Here is a 16644-nt window from a genome sequence, read left to right as displayed (position 1 = left end):
ACAGGTTGCCCGGATTGTAACGCCCTATAAGGCCGTCTCAAACCCTTCCAGCACGTTGACCACATTGACACCCAGTTCCTTGACCGCATACCCGCCCTCGAAAACAAAGGCGGTCGGCAAGCCGAGGTAAGCCAGGCGTTCGCCGATGCGCAGGTAATCCGCGCTTTGTAGGCCGAAGTGCGACAGCGGGTCGCCGGCAAAGGTGTCGACGCCGAGCGACACCACCAGCGCTTCCGGCTGGAACATTTGCAGGCGCAGGCAGGCGGTTTCCAGCGCGGCGAACCAGGCGGTGGTGCTGGCGCCGTGCGGCAGCGGCAAATTCACGTTGTAGCCGAGGCCCGCGCCCAGGCCGGTTTCATCGGCGTGGCCGAGGTAAAACGGGTATTCGCTGCGCGGGTCGGCGTGGATCGACACGAACAGCACGTCGCTGCGGTCATAGAAAATGCTTTGGGTGCCGTTGCCGTGGTGGTAGTCGATGTCGAGGATGGCGACTTTGCGGGCGCCGTCATCGAGCATGTGCTGCGCGGCCAGCGCCGCGTTGTTGAGGAAGCAGTAGCCGCCATAGAAGTCCGCACCGGCATGGTGGCCGGGCGGGCGGGTCAGGGCAAACGTGGCCCGTTCGCCCAGGCGCAGCGCGTGCGCGGCATTGACGGCGCAATCGGCGCCGCTCTTGGCGGCGGTCCAGGTGCCGGACGTGAGCGGCGTGCCGCTGTCCATCGAATACAGGCCCAGCTTTGCGCAAAAATTATCGGGTTCGATATCGGCGCGCAGCGTGCGCACCGGCCAGACGGCGGGGAACGCATCCTTGTTCGCATTGGCGGGATCGAGCGCGACCCAGTCGGCCCAGGCATTGCGCAGGAAGGCCAGGTAGCGCGGTGTGTGCACCCGCTCCAGGGTCATCGGCGGCACGCTGTGCGGCGTGACGATTTGTCCCAGGCCGCGCCGGCCCAGTTCCGCCAGCACTTGCTCGACCCGCTCCGGCTTTTCAAAGCACGGCACCAGCTCGCCACGGAAAAATTCGTGGCGGCCACGGTGCTGGCTGTGCAGCTCGTTGTAGAAGGTCAGCATAGCGCCGGTTTAGCAGGGCACGTCGGTGAAATCCTTGCACAGGTTGCTGGCGCGGTAGGCGGCAACGAAGTCATCGAAGTTGCCGGTCTGCGTGCGTTCGAGTTCGGTCTGTTCTTCCAGCGAGACGCTGGCCAGCTTGCCGAAATACGCCTGTTCCTCTGTGGTCGGTGGACGGCTGCGGAAGGCCGCGGCGTGGCGCTCGCTCTGGCGCAGGCCGAAGGCCGCATACGAACCGTTCAACTCGCGGATCTCACGCAGCGCGCGGGCCGATGGCGTCAGCTCGGGATTGGCCAGCTTCGGCAATTGCGCGTTCAGCGCATCGACGTGCGCGGTCCCGCCGCGCTGGCGGTCCAGCAATTGCGCCACCGGGCGGAATTGTTCCAGCAAGGTCCGGCCCCAGTCCGTCAGCAAGACTTCGGCGCCATCGCGCATCAGCGCCAGGCCCGGACGGCGGCCTTCCTTCACCGTGCGGGCGAAATTGCCGGTGTGGATGCGGCCTTCTTCCTCGGAGATTTTTGCACTGTCTTGCAGTGCGCAATACAGCAGGAAGACATCGAGGAAGCGGCCGGTTTCCACGCTGATACCGACCGGCTCGAACGGATCGACATCCATGCAGCGCACTTCAATGTATTGCACGCCGCGCGAGCACAGCGCCTGCAACGGACGCTCGCCGCTGCGGATCACGCGTTTCGGGCGGATCGTCGCGTAATACTCGTTCTCGATCTGGATCACATTGGTCGACAGCTGCACCCATTCGCCATCGCGCTTGGTGCCGATTTCCCCGTACGGCGCGTAAGGCTGGTTGACGGCTTTGGTCAAGGTCGCGACATAGCTGTCGAGGCAGTTTTCGTGCGGGCTGAGGCCTGATTGCGCATCGTTCTGGTAACCGAGGTCGCTCATGCGCAGGCTGGTGGCGTATGGCAGGTACAGGGTGTCGTCCGACAGCCGTTCCAGCTTGTGCGGTCGGCCGCGCAGGAAATTGGCCGACAGGGCCGGCGACGCGCCAAACAGATACATCAGCAGCCAGCTGTAGCGGCGGAAGTTGCGGATGGTGGCGAAATAGCTCTCCGACTGGTAGGCCTTGGCCGACAGCTTTTGCTGCGGGTTTTCATGCTCGTCGAGCACGCGCCACAGGCGCTCGTCCAGCGAAAAATTGTAGTGGATGCCGGCGATGCATTGCATGGCTTTGCCATAGCGCACGGCCAGGCCACGGCGGTACACGTGTTTCAGCATGCCGATGTTCGACGTGCCGTACCACGCGATGGCGATGTCTTCTTCCGGCGGCAATTCGCACGGCATCGACTGGCTCCACAGCATTTCGCTGCCCAGTTTGCTGTAGGCAAAACGGTGGATGCCATCGAGCTTGTCCAGGGTGGTAGCGATGTCATGCTCGGCCGGGGTAATGAATTCCAGCAGGGTTTCCGCGTAATCGGTGGTGATTTCCGGGTGGGTGAGCGCTGAGCCCAGCGCCACAGGATGCGGGGTGGCCGCCATGTGGCCCGTGGGGTCGATCCGCAGGGTTTCTCGCTCTATGCCGCGCAGGCCGCCCGCCAGCACGGACCGATGTTGTTCATCGGCCAGCAGGGCAAGACGGCGTGTCAAAAGATTGGACAATTTGATCTTCCTTTCTGGTGCAGCAAAAAAATATTGTGCGAGATTAACCGAAATCGGACGACCGTGTTTAATGAGCCCTGAAAACCGGTTGCCCGGGGCGCGACAGGCGTGCGGCCCGGGCTGGATGCGCCAGTGTAACAGCCCCGTGTGGCGGGCCGATGACGCGCCGGTCAGGCCGGGCGGCGCCCGCCGCTGACGCGTTCGATGCCGGCCAGGTCGCGCCAGCTCTGCACTTCAGTGTACCCCTGCGCGGACAGCAGGGCGCGCACCGCTTCGGCCTGGTCATAGCCGTGTTCCATCAACAGCCAGGCGCCTGTTTCCAGGTGCCGCGGCGCGCCGCCGATGATGGTGCGCAGGCAGGTCAGGCCGTCGGCGTGGTCGGTCAGCGCGCCTGGCGGCTCGAAGCGCAAATCGCCTTCGGACAGGTGGCGGTCGCCGGCCACGATGTAGGGCGGGTTGGAAGCGATCAGGCCAAAGCGCTCGCCCTGCACCGCGCTGTACCAGTCGCTGTGCAGGAAGCGCACCTTGGCGTGGTTCAGGGTGGCGTTGCTGCGCGCCACATCCAGCGCGGGCGGGCTGACGTCGAGCGCCGTGACGGCGGCGTCCGGACGGCTGTGGGCGATCGCAACGGCTATCGCGCCGCTGCCGGTGCCCATATCGAGGACGTTGGCGCGCGGGGGCAGGCGCTCCAGCGCCAGTTCCACCAGCAATTCGGTGTCGGGACGGGGGATCAGCACGGCGGGACTGACGTTGAACGGCAAGCCGTAGAATTCGCGCTGGCCGACGATATACGCGATCGGTTCACCGTTGAGGCGGCGCTGCACCAGCGCGTCGAAGCGCAGGCGCTCGTCGCCGGTCAGGATGCGTTCCGATTGCGTGATCAGGCCCACGCGCGTCAGGCCCAGCGCGTGGCACAGCAGGATGCGGTTATCCAGCGGGTCCAGCAGCGACTGGACTTGCAACTGGGCGACGGTGGTGGTCATACCTTGCGGCTGCGCAGCAAGATCCGGCCCAGCGCCACCGCGAACAGGCCGAACCACAGGAACGACCACTGCGGGATCGACAGGCCGAGGAATTCATCGGCATGTTCGCACGCGCCATACGATTCAAACAGGAACGGCATGATGTGCGCGGTCGGCAACTGGTTGAGGAAATTCTCCACCGGGTCGATGCCGCAGCCAAAGCTCGGGTGGGCAATGATGTACAAATGCTGCCCGGCCGCAAACAAGCCGCCCAGCGCGGCCAGCAGCGCGATGGCGCTGGGGATTTTCACGGAATTCAGGAAATAACCGGTCAGGGCGACGAAGCCGACGGCGAGGAAAGCGTAACGCTGGATCACGCAACGCGGGCAGGGCGCCAGGTTGGCGACGTGCTGTAAATACAAGGCAACGCCGATCAGCCCGAAACAGGCCAGTGCGATGGACAGAAGCAAGGTGCGTGGTTTCATCGTCGTCTTTGATCCAGGTTAAAGGCGGGATTCTCGCACAATCGCCACGCAGCGGCCTTATTTCATTCTTAAAGTGGGGTCAGGCGTGCATTGATGCGCTTACCACGTGGGGTCAGGCGTGCAATCGTGCATTCTCCACATAGGAGAACACGCGGACTGGGCCGCTAATTTGGTTGCGGCCCAGTCCGTATGCCGGCCATGCATGGCCGGCGTGGAATCCAGTGCTGGCGCGGGTTCCAGGGGCATCGGAATGCATCAATGCACGCCTGACCCCACGGGAAAAACGCACGAATGCACGCCTGACCCCAATTTTAGTCGCCGAGGGCGGCCAGCAGTTCGGCCTGGTGTTCGGCGGCCAGGGCGTTGGTCAGTTCCGTCAGGTCGCCGTCCATGATGAAGTCCAGCTTGTACAGGGTCAGGTTGATGCGGTGGTCCGTCATGCGGCCTTGCGGGAAGTTGTAGGTGCGGATGCGTTCGCTGCGGTCGCCGGAACCGATCAGGCTCTTGCGGGTGGCCGCTTCCTTCGATTGCTGTTCGCGCAATTGCACGTCCTTGATGCGGGCCGCCAGCACTTTCATGGCTTGCGCCTTGTTCTTGTGCTGCGAACGGTCGTCCTGGCACTCCACCACGATCCCGGTCGGCAAGTGCGTCAGGCGCACGGCGGAGTCGGTTTTATTGATGTGCTGGCCGCCGGCGCCGGAGGCGCGGAAGGTATCGATGCGCAGGTCGGCCGGGTTGATGTGCACGTCCTCGACTTCATCGGCTTCCGGCATCACCGCCACCGTGCAGGCCGACGTGTGGATGCGGCCCTGGGTTTCCGTGGCGGGCACGCGCTGCACGCGGTGGCCGCCCGATTCGAATTTCAGCTTCGAATACACGCCATTGCCCACCAATCGCACGATGACTTCGCGGTAGCCGCCCAGGTCCGACGCCGACTCCGACACCATTTCCACTTGCCAGCGGTTGCGCTCGGCAAAGCGCGTGTACATGCGCAGCAAATCGCCCGCGAACAGCGCGGATTCATCGCCGCCCGTGCCGGCGCGGATTTCCAGGAAGATGTTGCGCTCATCGTTCGCATCTTTCGGCAACAGCATCTTTTGCAATTCCAGCGCCAGCTCCGCCAGCCGTGCCTTGCCCGCTTCGATTTCTTCCTGCGCGAATTCCTTCATGTCCGGATCGGACAGCATGCCTTGCGCTTCCGCGATATCGCCCAGCACACCCTGGTAAGACTGGTACAGCGCCACCAGTGGCCCCAGTTCCGCGTGTTCGCGCGTCATCTTGCGGTAGCTGTCCATATTGGCGGTGGCGCCTTCGGACATCAGCAATTCATTCAGCTCGGTCAGGCGGTTGGCCAGTTGGTCCAGCTTGGCCAGCATCGATGGTTTCATAGTTGATCTTGGTAATGTTGGGCAGTGCGTGTTGAGAATCGCGCCAGGCTGGCGCAGGCATAGCGAAGGCGCGCGGGGGCGCCGGTACCGCGGAGGGGAAAGCTAACGGCGCTTGTTGAATAACTGCGGCAGCAAGACCGCCAATTGGGCGCGCTCGTCGCCCTGGGCCCGGTGCAGCGCCTGCTGCGGACCGTGCATGAATTTCGCGGTCAGGCCTTTCGACAGCGCTTCCAGCACCGTGTCGATATCTTCGCCCTTGGCCAGCATCTTGCGGGCGCGTTCCAGTTCCAGCAGGCGCAGTGCTTCGCCGCTTTCCTGCAAGCCCTGGATCACCGGCACCACGGCGCGGTCATCGATCCAGTGCATGAACGATTGCACCCGCGTTTCAATAATGGCTTCCGCTTGCGCCACGGCGGCCTGGCGGTTTTCCAGGCCGGTTTGCACGACTTTGCCGAGGTCGTCCACGGTGTACAGGAACACGTCATTCAAGCGGCCCACTTCCGGCTCGATATCGCGCGGCACGGCCAGGTCCACCATGAACATCGGCTTGTGGCGGCGCGCTTTCACCGCGCGCTCGACCATGCCCAGGCCGATCAGCGGCAGCGACGAGGCGGTGCAGGAAATTACGATGTCGTATTGGTGCAGCTTGTCCTGCAATTCCGCCAGCCGCATGGCTTTCGCGCTGAAGCGGTGCGCCAATTGCTCGCCGCGCTCCATGGTGCGGTTGGCAATCGTGATGGACTTGGGATTTTGCGCGGCAAAGTGCGTGGCGCACAGCTCGATCATTTCACCGGCGCCGATGAACAGCACGTGCTGTTCGGCGATCTTGTCAAAGATGCGCTGCGACAGGCGCACGGCGGCAGCCGCCATCGACACGCTGTGCGCGCCGATTTCCGTGGTGCTGCGCACTTCCTTGGCGACGGAAAAACTGCGCTGGAACAGCTGGTGCAAATACGTGCCGAGGCCGCCGGCCTCTTCCGCCGTGCGGATCGCATCCTTGATCTGGCCCAGGATTTGCGTTTCGCCCAGCACCATGGAATCGAGTCCGGAAGCGACGCGGAACGTGTGGCGCACGGCATCGTGCTGCGGCAGCATGTACAAATGCGGCCGCAATTCGCTGTAATTCAAGTGGTGGAAATCGGCCAGGAAGTGGGCGCCCGCGTCGAGCGGGTTGGCGGCCTGGCTGGCGCCATACAATTCCGTGCGGTTGCAGGTCGATAAGATTGCCGCTTCGTCATTGCCGCGCGTGGCGCTGCGGCCAAACCAGGCTTGCGCCGCACGCACCGCGTCACCGAGCTGGTCTGGCGCGAACGCCAGCCGTTCGCGCAGCGAAACAGGCGCGGTGGTGTGGTTGAGGCCGACGGCAAGCAGTTGCATCACGGAACGGTATATTGGAATGACGGAAGTAGACGCCAGTGGCCATTATACCGTGATGTGCCCGGCGGCACCGGCCGCCGGGGGTAATGACGGCTATAGCGCCGCAGCGGTGTTGTGGCACCGCCGCCGCGCGGACGCGGGGATTGCGGCGGGTGTTTATGCGCCGAGTTTTTCCAGGCGGTAGCCGTAGCTGTAGACCGGCACCAGGCGGAAGCCGTTTTCCGGCTTCAGCTGCAATTTGTTGCGGACGCGGGAAACGTGGGTGTCCATGGTGCGCGATGGAATCGTGGTTTCACGGATCCAGACGGCTTCATGGATATAAGCGCGCGACAGCGGACGGCCCAGGTTGCGGAAGAACAGCAGGGCCAGCGAGAATTCCTTGTGCGTCACATCCAGCACGGCGCCATCCATCAACAGGCGGCCCGGGCGGGTTTCGAACGTGTATTGGCCAAATTGCAATTGCTCGGCGCCATTTTGCGTCGGGTAGGCGCGCCGCAGCAGCGCTTGCACCCGGGCCAGCATTTCGCTGCGGCGCAGCGGTTTGATCATGTAGTCATCGGCGCCGGCCGCCAGGCCGGCAACGATATCGTCTTCACCGGAGCTGGTGGTGAGGAACAAAATGGGGGCTTTTTCCGGCATGCGCTCGCGGGCGCGCTTGACGACTTCCGCACCGGTCATATCGGACACTTGCCACTCCATGATTAACATGTCGTAATTGTCCTTGCGCATGTGGGTCAGCAAGTCTTTACCGTTTTGGAAACCGTGGCACAGGTGGCCCGCCGAGGTCAGTACCTGGCAGATCAAATCAGCTTGGCTACGGTCATTGTCTAGTACAACGATTCTCATGATGTCGCGGGTTCCGTGTCTGCCTGCATGATACCGAATGCGCCAGGCTGAGCGGAAAAATAGTTAAAAAGTGGTTACAAGGACGCCAGTGTTTTATGCTAAATCTGTTAATTTTTTCCGAAGAGAATTAGATGATAGCCTAGTTAAACACGTCGCATCATCACACGGTACACGGACAAGGTGGGCTTTACAATGGCCTTTGGTACAATTGCAGCTAGTCAAAAAAGTAACCATGTTTGATAAAAAATCCCCTGAATGGACGCTGGTTCCCTCGTCGGAGAAGGAGATTTCCGAGGTGCGGGACCGTTGCCGGCGTCTTGTGCAACGGCGTGCCGCCGTCTCGGCGGGCATTTCCGCAGTGCCCCTGCCGGGGCTCGATGTGGTCACGGATTTGCGCCTGTTCGCCACCCTGATCGACGACATCAATCGTGAATTCGGCTTAACACCTGAGCAGGTCGGCAGGTTACAGCCACAGTTAAAAATCCGCGCCTATGAGGCGGCCATCAGCGTGGGCGGGACCATGGTGGGCCGCTACATCACGCGCGAAGTCATCTTGAAATTGCTGCAGCGCAGCGCCAGCAAGCTGGTGACCAAGCAGGTGAGCCGGTTCGTGCCGCTGGCGGGACAGGCGGCGTCCGCCGCGATCGGATTTTTCGCATTCAGGCAAATTGGCTACCAGCACGTGGACGCGTGCGCTACAGTGGCCAGGGCGCTGATGACGAAAGAGGCTTGAATAAAGTCGCTTCGCCAATGAAAACGGCCGCATGCAGCGGCCGTGATTTCATTCGCAGGTGCAGGGCCTTCAGGCCGGGCACCTCATGTTGGAACCGGATCAGGTATCCGGCAACACCACGTTGACGTCCAGCACTTCCAGGTTACCCTGGCGGTCCAGCGAAATCTTGATGTCGTCCGCTTCCACTTTCGTGTACTTGGAAATCACTTCGATCAGCTCTTTGTGCAGGGCCGGCAGGAAATCCGGACCGGCGCGGCCATTGCGCTCGCGCGCAATGATGATTTGCAGCCGTTCCTTGGCGGCGCTGGCCGTCTTCGGCTTGGAGGGGAACAGGAAAGACAGCAGGGCCATGTCACTTGCCTCCGAAAATACGCTGCAGGAAGCCCGGTTTCTCATACGTGGTAAAGCGCAGCGGGATTTCCTGGCCGAGGAAACGCGACACCACGTCTTCATACGCTTCGGCCACGTCGGTGCCCTTGAAGTGGATGGCCGGGTTGCCCTGGTTGGAGGCGTGCAGCACCGATTCCGATTCCGGGATGATGCCGATCAGCGGGATGCGCAGGATTTCCTGCACGTCGCCATAGGACAGCATTTCGTCCGCTTCCACGCGTTTCGGCGAGTAGCGGGTGATCAGCAAATGTTCCTTGACCGGTTCGCCGCCCGATTGCGCGCGGCGCGACTTGGCCTGGATGATGCCGAGGATGCGGTCCGAATCGCGCACCGACGACACTTCCGGATTGGTCACCACCAGGGCTTCGTCGGCAAAGGTCAGTGCCATCAGGGCGCCGTGTTCGATACCGGCCGGGGAATCGCAGATGATGTATTCAAAGCCCATGTTGATCATTTCATGCAACACGGCTTCCACGCCTTCTTCGGTCAGCGCGTCTTTGTCGCGCGTTTGCGAAGCCGGCAGGATGAACAGGTTGTCGCAGTGCTTGTCTTTGATCAGGGCCTGGTTCAGCGTTGCTTCTTTATTGATGACGTTGATCAGGTCATACACCACGCGGCGTTCGCAACCCATGATCAAGTCAAGGTTGCGCAGGCCGACGTCAAAGTCGATCACAGCAGTCTTGTGGCCACGCAGGGCCAGGCCGGTCGAAAAGCTGGCGCTGGAAGTCGTTTTGCCGACACCGCCCTTGCCGGACGTTACAACGATAATTCTTGCCACAAATAATCCTTTTCAGAGTGCAGCTCAGGGAGCTGCTTAATCCAACTTAAGCGCGGGTTGGCGTTGCATTGACGGATAGTATATCCAGCCGGTCGCCCTCCAGGCTCACTTGCGTGGGTTTGCGTGCATGCTCAGCCGGGAATCCATCTTCAAATGTGCGGTACACCCCCGCGATCGACACCAGTTCCGGCGCCATCGACAGCGCGAAGATACGCGCGCTGGCGTTGCCGGACGCGCCCGCCAGGGCGCGGCCATTTAACGTGTTGTACACGTGGATACTGCCGTCCGCGATGATTTCGGCGCCGTTGTTGACGACGGCCGTCACGATCAGGTCGCCGCCCCGCGCATAAATGCGCTGGCCGGCGCGCACCGGGGTGTCAATGATCAGGGTGCCGATCGCGCCGGCCGCCGGGGCCGTTGTTGGCACGGGGGCGGCGGCGGGCGCCGGCGCCGGGGCCGGCATCTGCACCGGCGCCGCCGCCGCCGTATGTTCTTCAGTCTTGCCAGTATCGAGCGACAGGCCCTGGGCCAGGATTTCTTCCACCATGTCCGGCGCCGCATGGCGCACCGCCACCGGATTGAGGCGGTATTTCTTCAGCAGGGCAATGGTGCTGGCCCAGTCGATGCGTTCGCAGCCGGGCGCCAGCGAGCCGACGTCGATCACCGCCAGGTCGCCTTCGAAAAAGTCAGGCACGCCCCCGGTCATTTCATTCAGCGCGGCATCGAGTGCGATGCCATCGGAGGTATACAAAATGGCGGAAACAGCGACGACGGTGGAAATCTTGATTTCGATGGGCTTGTGGAACGGGCTCTTGGACATAAAACGGTCAGTTAAGGGGTCTTGCTTGGGGCCCATCGGCCGGGTTTGCCTGCCGGCGCACCGGGACAAGCCGTAGCATTTTACTGTGGTTAAGAAAGAAATGGGAGTGCCGTCTTATTAATCAGACACACCGCCGGCGGGCCGGGAAGGCTGATGTGGCAAGGGTTTTGCTGTTTGGAAATTTTGCGCCTGGACGCGGCGAGGGCCGTCCCGGAAACCCGGTTGTTGTCATTTAGATTAAATATTCGTGTTGTACAGTGGCTGGAAGATTTTTCGAGACGCTTGAATCGGATTCATATGCTGGAAATACGCCACTTACGCACGCTCAGCGCCTTGCGCTCCGCCGGCAGCCTGGTGCGCGCCGCGCAACTGTTGAACCTGACGCAGTCCGCGCTGTCGCACCAGATTAAATTGCTGGAAGATCGCTACGGTAGTCAGCTTTTTGAGCGCAAATCGATACCGATCGGCTTTACCGCGACCGGCGCCCGCCTGTTGCGGCTGGCCGATACGCTGTTGCCGGAAATCGAACAGGCCGAGCGCGATGTCGCCCGCCTGTCGCAAGGCGACCAGGGCCAGTTGCGGGTGGTGCTGGAATGCCACACCTGCTTTGACTGGCTGATGCCGGTGATGAATGCGTTCCGCAAGCGCTGGCCGGAGGTGGAAATCGACCTGGTGTCGGGTTTCCACAGCGAACCGTCGGAATTGTTGCGGACCGGGCAGGCCGACCTGGTCATCGGTTCCGAATACAGCGCCGGCTATGCGGCCTTTCCGCTGTTCCGCTATGAAGTGCTGGTGGTGATGGCGCCCAAGCACCGCCTGGCCGCCCTGCGCCGCCTGCATGCCGATGACTTCACGGGAGAAACTTTGCTGACCTACCCGGTGCCGGAAGGGCGGGTGGACTTGATCCGCGAAGTGTTGACGCCAGCGGGCATCGCCTTCGAGCGCCGCACCACGGAACTGACGGTTGCCATGATGCAATTGGTCGCCAGCAAGCGCGGGATTGCCGCGTTACCAAACTGGGCCATAAAAAATTATGTTGATTTTGACTACGTAGTATCACGGCCTGTGAATGAAAACGGACTGTGGTCAGATCTGTACGTTTCGGTGCCAGATGCGCTCCGTTCGAAGGCATATGTGCTTGATTTCATTAATGTGATACGTGAGCAGTGTGCCGGCGCACTCGACGGTATCAAACTCTTGTAGTGACAATTCGTGACATTTCAACCACAATGAAATTGGTAGCATTGCTCTAGATCAAAGGCGTTGACAAAAGTGATGCATATCATTGCGTTTTTGGTTGCAGGTCCGCATTCAGACAAGGAATCCATGTTTAACCCAGAACAGTATTCGCAAGCGCAGTCCCTGATTGAAGCTCACATCCGCAGTTTTGATACCTGTGCCAAAGCAGTGCTCCAAAGTAGCGCTGGCCTGGTCGACCTCCAGCTGGACTCCGTCAAAAACGCCCTGGCTTCGGCCACGGACGCGTCCAATCAAATGCTATCGCTGAATCACCCGCAAGACTGGCTGAGCCTGACAGCGACCCAGTCGCAGCAGGCGCTCGACCGCGCGCAAGCCTACGGCAGGCACGCGGCCGGCATCGCCAAGGACGCGCACGCGCTGCTGGCACAAGCAGCCGTGCCGCTGCAAGGGTTATTCAACCATCACGCAGACAAATCGATAGAATAGAAGTTGCAATTTTTTCATCGGCCACTTGGCCATGTTCACTGGAGAAACAAATGGATGATGTAGTCATCGTAGCAGCAGGCCGTACGGCCGTAGGCAAGTTCGGCGGCAGCCTGGCCAAGATCCCTGCAGCGGAATTGGGCGCCCATGTCATCAAGGGTTTGCTGGCGAAAACCAATATCGACCCGAACCTGATCAGCGAAGCCATCCTGGGTCAGGTGCTGACCGCGGGCGTCGGCCAGAATCCGGCACGCCAGGCCGTCATCAAGGCAGGCCTGCCGACCAGTGTTCCCGCGTACACCATCAACAAGGTGTGCGGCAGCGGCTTGAAAGCGACCCACCTGGCCACCCAGGCCATCAAGTGCGGCGACGCCAACATCATCATCGCCGGCGGCCAGGAAAACATGAGCGCTTCGCCGCACGTGTTGAACAATTCGCGCGACGGCTTCCGCATGGGCGACGCCAAACTGATCGACACCATGATCGTCGACGGCCTGTGGGACGTGTACAACCAGTACCACATGGGCATCACCGCGGAAAACGTGGCGAAGAAATATGAAATTTCCCGTGCCGAGCAAGATGAATTCGCGCTGCAATCGCAGCTGAAAGCTGAAGCCGCGCAAAAAGAAGGCAAGTTCAAGGACGAAATCATTCCGCTGGAAATCGCCAGCAAGAAGAGCACCGTGGTGTTCGATGCGGATGAATACATCAAACCGGGTTCGACCCTGGAAGCGCTGGCCGGCCTGCGCCCAGCCTTCAACAAGGAAGGTTCCGTGACCGCGGGTAACGCGTCCGGCCTGAACGACGGCGCCGCCGCCGTGGTCATGATGAGCGCGACCCAGGCGAAAGAGCTGGGCTTGCCGGTGCTGGCGAAAGTCAAAGCCTACGCCTCGTCCGGCCTGGATCCGGCGTACATGGGCATGGGCCCGGTCTCGGCCGCCAAGCTGTGCCTGAAAAAGGCTGGCTGGACGCCGCAAGACCTGGACCTGATGGAAATCAATGAAGCGTTCGCGGCACAGGCTATCGCCGTGAACAAAGAGATGGGCTGGGACACGAGCAAGATCAACGTGAACGGTGGCGCGATCGCGATCGGTCACCCGATCGGTGCATCCGGTGCACGTATCCTGGTCACGCTGCTGCACGAAATGGTGCGCCGTGACGCCAAGAAGGGCCTGGCGTCGCTGTGCATCGGCGGTGGCATGGGTGTTGCTCTTGCTGTAGAGCGCGCTTAAGTTTGGCAATTGGCAGTACTGTTCACGTCTTATTGATTGATACAAAAAGAGGGGATGAAAATGGCACGAGTTGCATTGGTAACGGGCGGTATGGGCGGTTTGGGCGAAGCGATTTGCATCAAACTGGCAGCCCTCGGCTATAAAGTAGTAACCACGTATTCCCCCAACAACACGAAAGCGGAAAGCTGGCTGGCCACGATGAAAGATCAGGGCTATGACTTCAAGGCTTATCCGTGCGACGTGGCTGACTATGAGTCGGCACAGGCTTGCGTGGCCAAGGTACACAGCGAAGTAGGTCCGGTCGAAGTGCTGGTCAATAACGCGGGCATCACCCGCGACATGACCTTCAAAAAGATGGACAAGGTGAATTGGGACGCGGTGATGCGCACCAACCTGGATTCCGTGTTCAACATGACCAAGCCGATCGCGGATGGCATGGTGGACCGTGGCTGGGGCCGCATCATCAACATTTCCTCCGTCAACGGCCAGAAAGGCGCGTTCGGCCAGACCAACTACTCGGCCGCCAAGGCCGGCGTACACGGTTTCTCGAAAGCGCTGGCGCTGGAAGTGGCGCGCAAGGGCGTCACCGTCAACACCATCTCGCCAGGCTACATCGGCACCAAGATGGTGATGGAGATTCCTCAGGAAGTGCTGGATTCGAAAATCATCCCGCAAATCCCGATGGCCCGCCTGGGCAAACCGGAAGAAGTTGCCGGCCTGGTGGCGTACCTGTCGTCGGACGAAGCAGCGTTCGTGACCGGCGCCAACATCGCCATCAACGGCGGCCAGCACATGTCGTAAGACTGGACTGAGCCAAAAATCGGACACCGCGAGCATCATGCTCGCGGTGTTTTTTTTTATCGACGGGTGCCGGGCCTTCAGGCCGGGCATCCTCATTATGGTGGCGAAATGGACCGACTTTTACCCGATGGCGGGCTGGCGCTGGCCGGCCTGGGAGAGCAGGTATTGCAACCCGGCGTCAAAGGCTTGCCGTTGACGGAACCGATGCGCCAGGGCGCGATCGGCGTGCAGCGCTGGAACGTGCTGCGCGGCGATACCAGTTATCCGGTCGCGCTGCTGAAGGAAACCGCGCTGTTGCACAACCTGGACTGGATGCACAGCTTTTGCGCGCGCCATGGCGCTGTGCTGGCGCCACATGGCAAGACCACCATGTGCCCGCAACTGTTTGGCGCGCAACTGGCCAATGGCGCGTGGGGCATGACCCTGGCGAGCGCCACGCAGGTGCAGGTGGCGTACCGCTTCGGCGTGCGGCGCGTGCTGCTGGCGAATCAGCTCGTCGCCCATAGCGATATCCGCGCCATGGTGGCGTTGATGAAAGCCGATCCTGGATTCGAATTGATCGCGCTGGCCGATTCGGAGGCCGGTGTGCGCCGCCTGTCGCAGGCCGTGGTGGCGGCCAAGCTGGAACGCCCGTTGCCGCTGCTGGTGGAACTGGGCCTGGCGGGTAAACGCGCCGGCTGCCGCACGCCGGAACAAGCCATGGCGCTGGCGCGCGCCATCAAGCTGGCGCCGGGTGTAGAACTGGCCGGGATCGAAGGTTATGAAGGCTTGTTGCACAGCCACGACCGCAAGCATGCGATCGAAGCCGTGCAAGCGTATGTCGCGCAACTAGTGGCGCTGGTGCGTGCCGCGGACCAGGAAAACCTGTTTGCCGGCGAGCAGATCATCCTGTCGGCCGGCGGTTCCGCCTACTTCGACCTGGTGGCGCGCGGCTTTGCCGGCATCACAAGTTTATCGCGCCCCGTCCTGCCGGTCTTGCGCAGCGGCTGCTATCTCACCAACGATCACGGTTTTTACCAGGATTTGACGCAGGATGTGGACCAGCGCGAACACGTGTCGTCCGGCCTGCGCCCGGCGCTCGAAGTGTGGAGCATGGTGCTGTCGCGGCCGGAGCCGGATTTGGCGATCCTGTCGATGGGCAAGCGCGACGCGTCGTATGACATGGAATTGCCGCTGCCGTTGTACCTGCACCGCCCCGGCGCGCCGGAAGCGTTTGGCCAGGAAGAAGCGGTGGACTTGCCGCCCGGCTGCCGCATCGACAAGATGAATGACCAGCATGCCTACCTGCGCCTGCCGCAAGGCGATCCGCTGTGCGCGTCGCTGCAGGTGGGCGACCTGGTTGGCTGCGGCATTTCGCACCCGTGCACCACGTTCGATAAATGGCCGCTGTTGCTGGTAGTGGACGATGCCTATACAGTGCGTTACGCAGTCAATACCTTCTTCTGACACGCATCCTTTAAAATCACGAAAACGACAAGGATCCCCATGGCAGAACTGAACACCACGCTGTTCCCCCCGATCGCCCCGCTGCGCCACGGCATGCTGGCGGTCGATGACTTGCACACCATCTACTGGGAAGAAGTCGGCAACCCGAATGGCATTCCCGTGCTGTTCCTGCATGGCGGTCCCGGCGCCGGCCTGTCGCCGGCGCACCGGCGCTTTTTCGACCCGCTGCATTACCGCGTGATCCTGTTTGACCAGCGTGGCGCCGGTAAATCGGCGCCGCTCGGCGAATGCCGCAACAACACCACGCAACTGCTGATCGACGACATCGAGCGCCTGCGCACCCTGTTCGGCATCGAACAGTGGCTGGTGTTTGGCGGCTCGTGGGGTTCCACCCTGGCGCTGGCGTATGGCCAGGCCCACCCGGAACGCTGCCTGGGCTTCGTGCTGCGGGGGATTTTCCTGTGCACGCGGCGCGAAATCGATTTCTTCCTCCATGGCGCCGAATGGTTCCATCCGGACGTCTATGATGAATTCATTGCGGGGATTCCGCCGGAAGAACGGGGCGACCTGCTGGCCGCCTACCACCGGCGCATCATGAGCAATGACCCGGACGTGTACTGGCCGGCCGTGCGGGCGTGGAGCCGCTTCGAAGGACGCCGCGTGTTCCTGCTGCCGCAGCCGGAAGAACCGCCATCGGATTCGCTGGACCTGGGCGTGGGCCGCCTGGAATCGCATTACATGGCGAACCTGGGCTTCTTTGGGGACAACCAGCTGCTGGCCAACGTGGACCGCATCGCCCACCTGCCCGTGGTGATCGTCCAGGGCCGCTATGACGTGATTTGCCCGCCCGTGTCGGCCTGGCGCCTGCATCAGGCGTGGGCCGGTTCGGTCATGAAAATGATCCCGGATGCGGGCCACGGCGCGATGGAAACCGGCATTACGCGCGCGCTGGTCACGGCGACGGAACAATTCCGCAAACAGCGCCGCTTCGACTGAAAAACCACCGCCGGGGCGGGCCGGC

General features: G+C 61.7%; 17 protein-coding genes. 7 read left to right on the top strand and 10 right to left on the bottom strand.

Annotated elements, in window-relative coordinates; all coding sequences use genetic code 11:
• Positions 1 to 24 precede the first annotated feature (24 nt).
• The 7 genes from AC1RRC_RS12160 to AC1RRC_RS12130 form a co-directional block, all read right to left on the bottom strand.
• On the bottom strand, positions 25 to 1068 hold the full coding sequence (locus tag AC1RRC_RS12160; protein WP_493055730.1) for a histone deacetylase family protein: 1044 nt from the start codon (positions 1066 to 1068) through the stop codon (positions 25 to 27).
• 9 nt (positions 1069 to 1077) lie between these two features.
• Positions 1078 to 2682, bottom strand: coding sequence for a glutamate--cysteine ligase (gshA, locus tag AC1RRC_RS12155; protein WP_493055729.1), 1605 nt, complete (start codon positions 2680 to 2682; stop codon positions 1078 to 1080).
• Positions 2683 to 2852: 170 nt separating this feature from the next.
• Positions 2853 to 3665: a peptide chain release factor N(5)-glutamine methyltransferase gene (gene prmC / locus AC1RRC_RS12150; RefSeq protein WP_493055728.1), complete on the bottom strand. Its 813-nt coding sequence runs from the start codon at positions 3663 to 3665 to the stop codon at positions 2853 to 2855.
• A complete protein-coding gene (locus tag AC1RRC_RS12145) occupies positions 3662 to 4129 on the bottom strand; it encodes a disulfide bond formation protein B (RefSeq protein WP_493055727.1) in 468 nt (155 codons plus the stop codon). Before AC1RRC_RS12145 ends, prmC begins: the two co-directional genes overlap by 4 nt.
• Before the next feature lie 311 nt (positions 4130 to 4440).
• Positions 4441 to 5517 carry a peptide chain release factor 1 gene (gene prfA, locus AC1RRC_RS12140; RefSeq protein ID WP_493055726.1) on the bottom strand — a complete coding sequence of 359 codons (1077 nt, stop codon included), beginning with the start codon at positions 5515 to 5517 and terminating at the stop codon, positions 4441 to 4443.
• A gap of 102 nt (positions 5518 to 5619) precedes the next feature.
• Complete coding sequence (gene hemA, locus AC1RRC_RS12135; protein WP_493055725.1) at positions 5620 to 6894, bottom strand: glutamyl-tRNA reductase; 1275 nt, start codon at positions 6892 to 6894, stop codon at positions 5620 to 5622.
• Positions 6895 to 7050: 156 nt separating this feature from the next.
• The gene (locus tag AC1RRC_RS12130) at positions 7051 to 7740 is read right to left on the bottom strand and encodes a response regulator transcription factor (RefSeq protein WP_493055724.1); all 690 of its coding nucleotides are present in this window, start codon (positions 7738 to 7740) and stop codon (positions 7051 to 7053) included.
• A gap of 232 nt (positions 7741 to 7972) precedes the next feature.
• Between AC1RRC_RS12130 and AC1RRC_RS12125 the strand changes: the two genes are divergently transcribed.
• A complete protein-coding gene (locus AC1RRC_RS12125; protein WP_493055723.1) occupies positions 7973 to 8473 on the top strand; it encodes a hypothetical protein in 501 nt (166 codons plus the stop codon).
• Between the two features lie 99 nt (positions 8474 to 8572).
• Here AC1RRC_RS12125 and minE read toward each other — a convergent pair whose 3' ends face one another.
• From minE to minC, 3 genes are read right to left on the bottom strand one after another with little or no spacing between them, the layout of a single operon-like run.
• A complete protein-coding gene (gene minE, locus AC1RRC_RS12120) occupies positions 8573 to 8824 on the bottom strand; it encodes a cell division topological specificity factor MinE (protein ID WP_154371159.1) in 252 nt (83 codons plus the stop codon).
• A gap of 1 nt (position 8825) precedes the next feature.
• Positions 8826 to 9641, bottom strand: coding sequence for a septum site-determining protein MinD (gene minD / locus AC1RRC_RS12115; RefSeq protein WP_493055722.1), 816 nt, complete (start codon positions 9639 to 9641; stop codon positions 8826 to 8828).
• A 46-nt stretch (positions 9642 to 9687) separates the two neighbouring features.
• Entirely contained in the window at positions 9688 to 10461 is a 774-nt protein-coding gene (minC, locus tag AC1RRC_RS12110; RefSeq protein ID WP_493055721.1) for a septum site-determining protein MinC, read from the bottom strand.
• A 297-nt stretch (positions 10462 to 10758) separates the two neighbouring features.
• Here minC and AC1RRC_RS12105 point away from each other — a divergent pair, with 297 nt between their 5' ends.
• From AC1RRC_RS12105 to pip, 6 genes are all read left to right on the top strand, one after another.
• Positions 10759 to 11664, top strand: a complete 906-nt coding sequence (locus AC1RRC_RS12105) for a LysR family transcriptional regulator (RefSeq protein ID WP_493055720.1) — start codon at positions 10759 to 10761, stop codon at positions 11662 to 11664.
• Between the two features lie 72 nt (positions 11665 to 11736).
• Positions 11737 to 12147, top strand: coding sequence for a phasin family protein (locus AC1RRC_RS12100; protein WP_493055719.1), 411 nt, complete (start codon positions 11737 to 11739; stop codon positions 12145 to 12147).
• 50 nt (positions 12148 to 12197) lie between these two features.
• Positions 12198 to 13376 (top strand): acetyl-CoA C-acetyltransferase, encoded by a 1179-nt coding sequence (locus AC1RRC_RS12095; RefSeq protein WP_493055718.1) that lies wholly within the window; start codon positions 12198 to 12200, stop codon positions 13374 to 13376.
• A 60-nt stretch (positions 13377 to 13436) separates the two neighbouring features.
• Positions 13437 to 14177 (top strand): acetoacetyl-CoA reductase, encoded by a 741-nt coding sequence (gene phbB, locus AC1RRC_RS12090; protein ID WP_493055717.1) that lies wholly within the window; start codon positions 13437 to 13439, stop codon positions 14175 to 14177.
• Positions 14178 to 14285: 108 nt separating this feature from the next.
• Positions 14286 to 15623, top strand: coding sequence for an amino acid deaminase (locus AC1RRC_RS12085; protein WP_493055716.1), 1338 nt, complete (start codon positions 14286 to 14288; stop codon positions 15621 to 15623).
• A gap of 39 nt (positions 15624 to 15662) precedes the next feature.
• On the top strand, positions 15663 to 16619 hold the full coding sequence (gene pip / locus AC1RRC_RS12080) for a prolyl aminopeptidase (RefSeq protein WP_493055715.1): 957 nt from the start codon (positions 15663 to 15665) through the stop codon (positions 16617 to 16619).
• The last annotated feature ends 25 nt before the right edge of the window (positions 16620 to 16644 follow it).

The sequence above is a fragment of the Pseudoduganella sp. GW821-FHT12E03 genome (genome assembly GCF_058807115.1).
Note: the sequence above shows the minus strand (reverse complement) of the source record. Positions and strands in the feature narration are given on the sequence as shown.

What these genes read in the sequence shown, in the direction of transcription:
- AC1RRC_RS12160 (WP_493055730.1), bottom strand. Translation starts at nt 1,068, where the DNA reads ATGCTGACCTTCTACAACGAGCTGCACAGCCAGCACCGTGGCCGCCAC.
- prmC (WP_493055728.1), bottom strand. Translation starts at nt 3,665, where the DNA reads ATGACCACCACCGTCGCCCAGTTGCAAGTCCAGTCGCTGCTGGACCCG.
- AC1RRC_RS12145 (WP_493055727.1), bottom strand. Translation starts at nt 4,129, where the DNA reads ATGAAACCACGCACCTTGCTTCTGTCCATCGCACTGGCCTGTTTCGGG.
- prfA (WP_493055726.1), bottom strand. Translation starts at nt 5,517, where the DNA reads ATGAAACCATCGATGCTGGCCAAGCTGGACCAACTGGCCAACCGCCTG.
- hemA (WP_493055725.1), bottom strand. Translation starts at nt 6,894, where the DNA reads ATGCAACTGCTTGCCGTCGGCCTCAACCACACCACCGCGCCTGTTTCG.
- AC1RRC_RS12130 (WP_493055724.1), bottom strand. Translation starts at nt 7,740, where the DNA reads ATGAGAATCGTTGTACTAGACAATGACCGTAGCCAAGCTGATTTGATC.
- AC1RRC_RS12125 (WP_493055723.1), top strand. Translation starts at nt 7,973, where the DNA reads ATGTTTGATAAAAAATCCCCTGAATGGACGCTGGTTCCCTCGTCGGAG.
- minE (WP_154371159.1), bottom strand. Translation starts at nt 8,824, where the DNA reads ATGGCCCTGCTGTCTTTCCTGTTCCCCTCCAAGCCGAAGACGGCCAGC.
- minC (WP_493055721.1), bottom strand. Translation starts at nt 10,461, where the DNA reads ATGTCCAAGAGCCCGTTCCACAAGCCCATCGAAATCAAGATTTCCACC.
- AC1RRC_RS12105 (WP_493055720.1), top strand. Translation starts at nt 10,759, where the DNA reads ATGCTGGAAATACGCCACTTACGCACGCTCAGCGCCTTGCGCTCCGCC.
- AC1RRC_RS12100 (WP_493055719.1), top strand. Translation starts at nt 11,737, where the DNA reads ATGCATATCATTGCGTTTTTGGTTGCAGGTCCGCATTCAGACAAGGAA.
- AC1RRC_RS12095 (WP_493055718.1), top strand. Translation starts at nt 12,198, where the DNA reads ATGGATGATGTAGTCATCGTAGCAGCAGGCCGTACGGCCGTAGGCAAG.
- phbB (WP_493055717.1), top strand. Translation starts at nt 13,437, where the DNA reads ATGGCACGAGTTGCATTGGTAACGGGCGGTATGGGCGGTTTGGGCGAA.
- AC1RRC_RS12085 (WP_493055716.1), top strand. Translation starts at nt 14,286, where the DNA reads ATGGACCGACTTTTACCCGATGGCGGGCTGGCGCTGGCCGGCCTGGGA.
- pip (WP_493055715.1), top strand. Translation starts at nt 15,663, where the DNA reads ATGGCAGAACTGAACACCACGCTGTTCCCCCCGATCGCCCCGCTGCGC.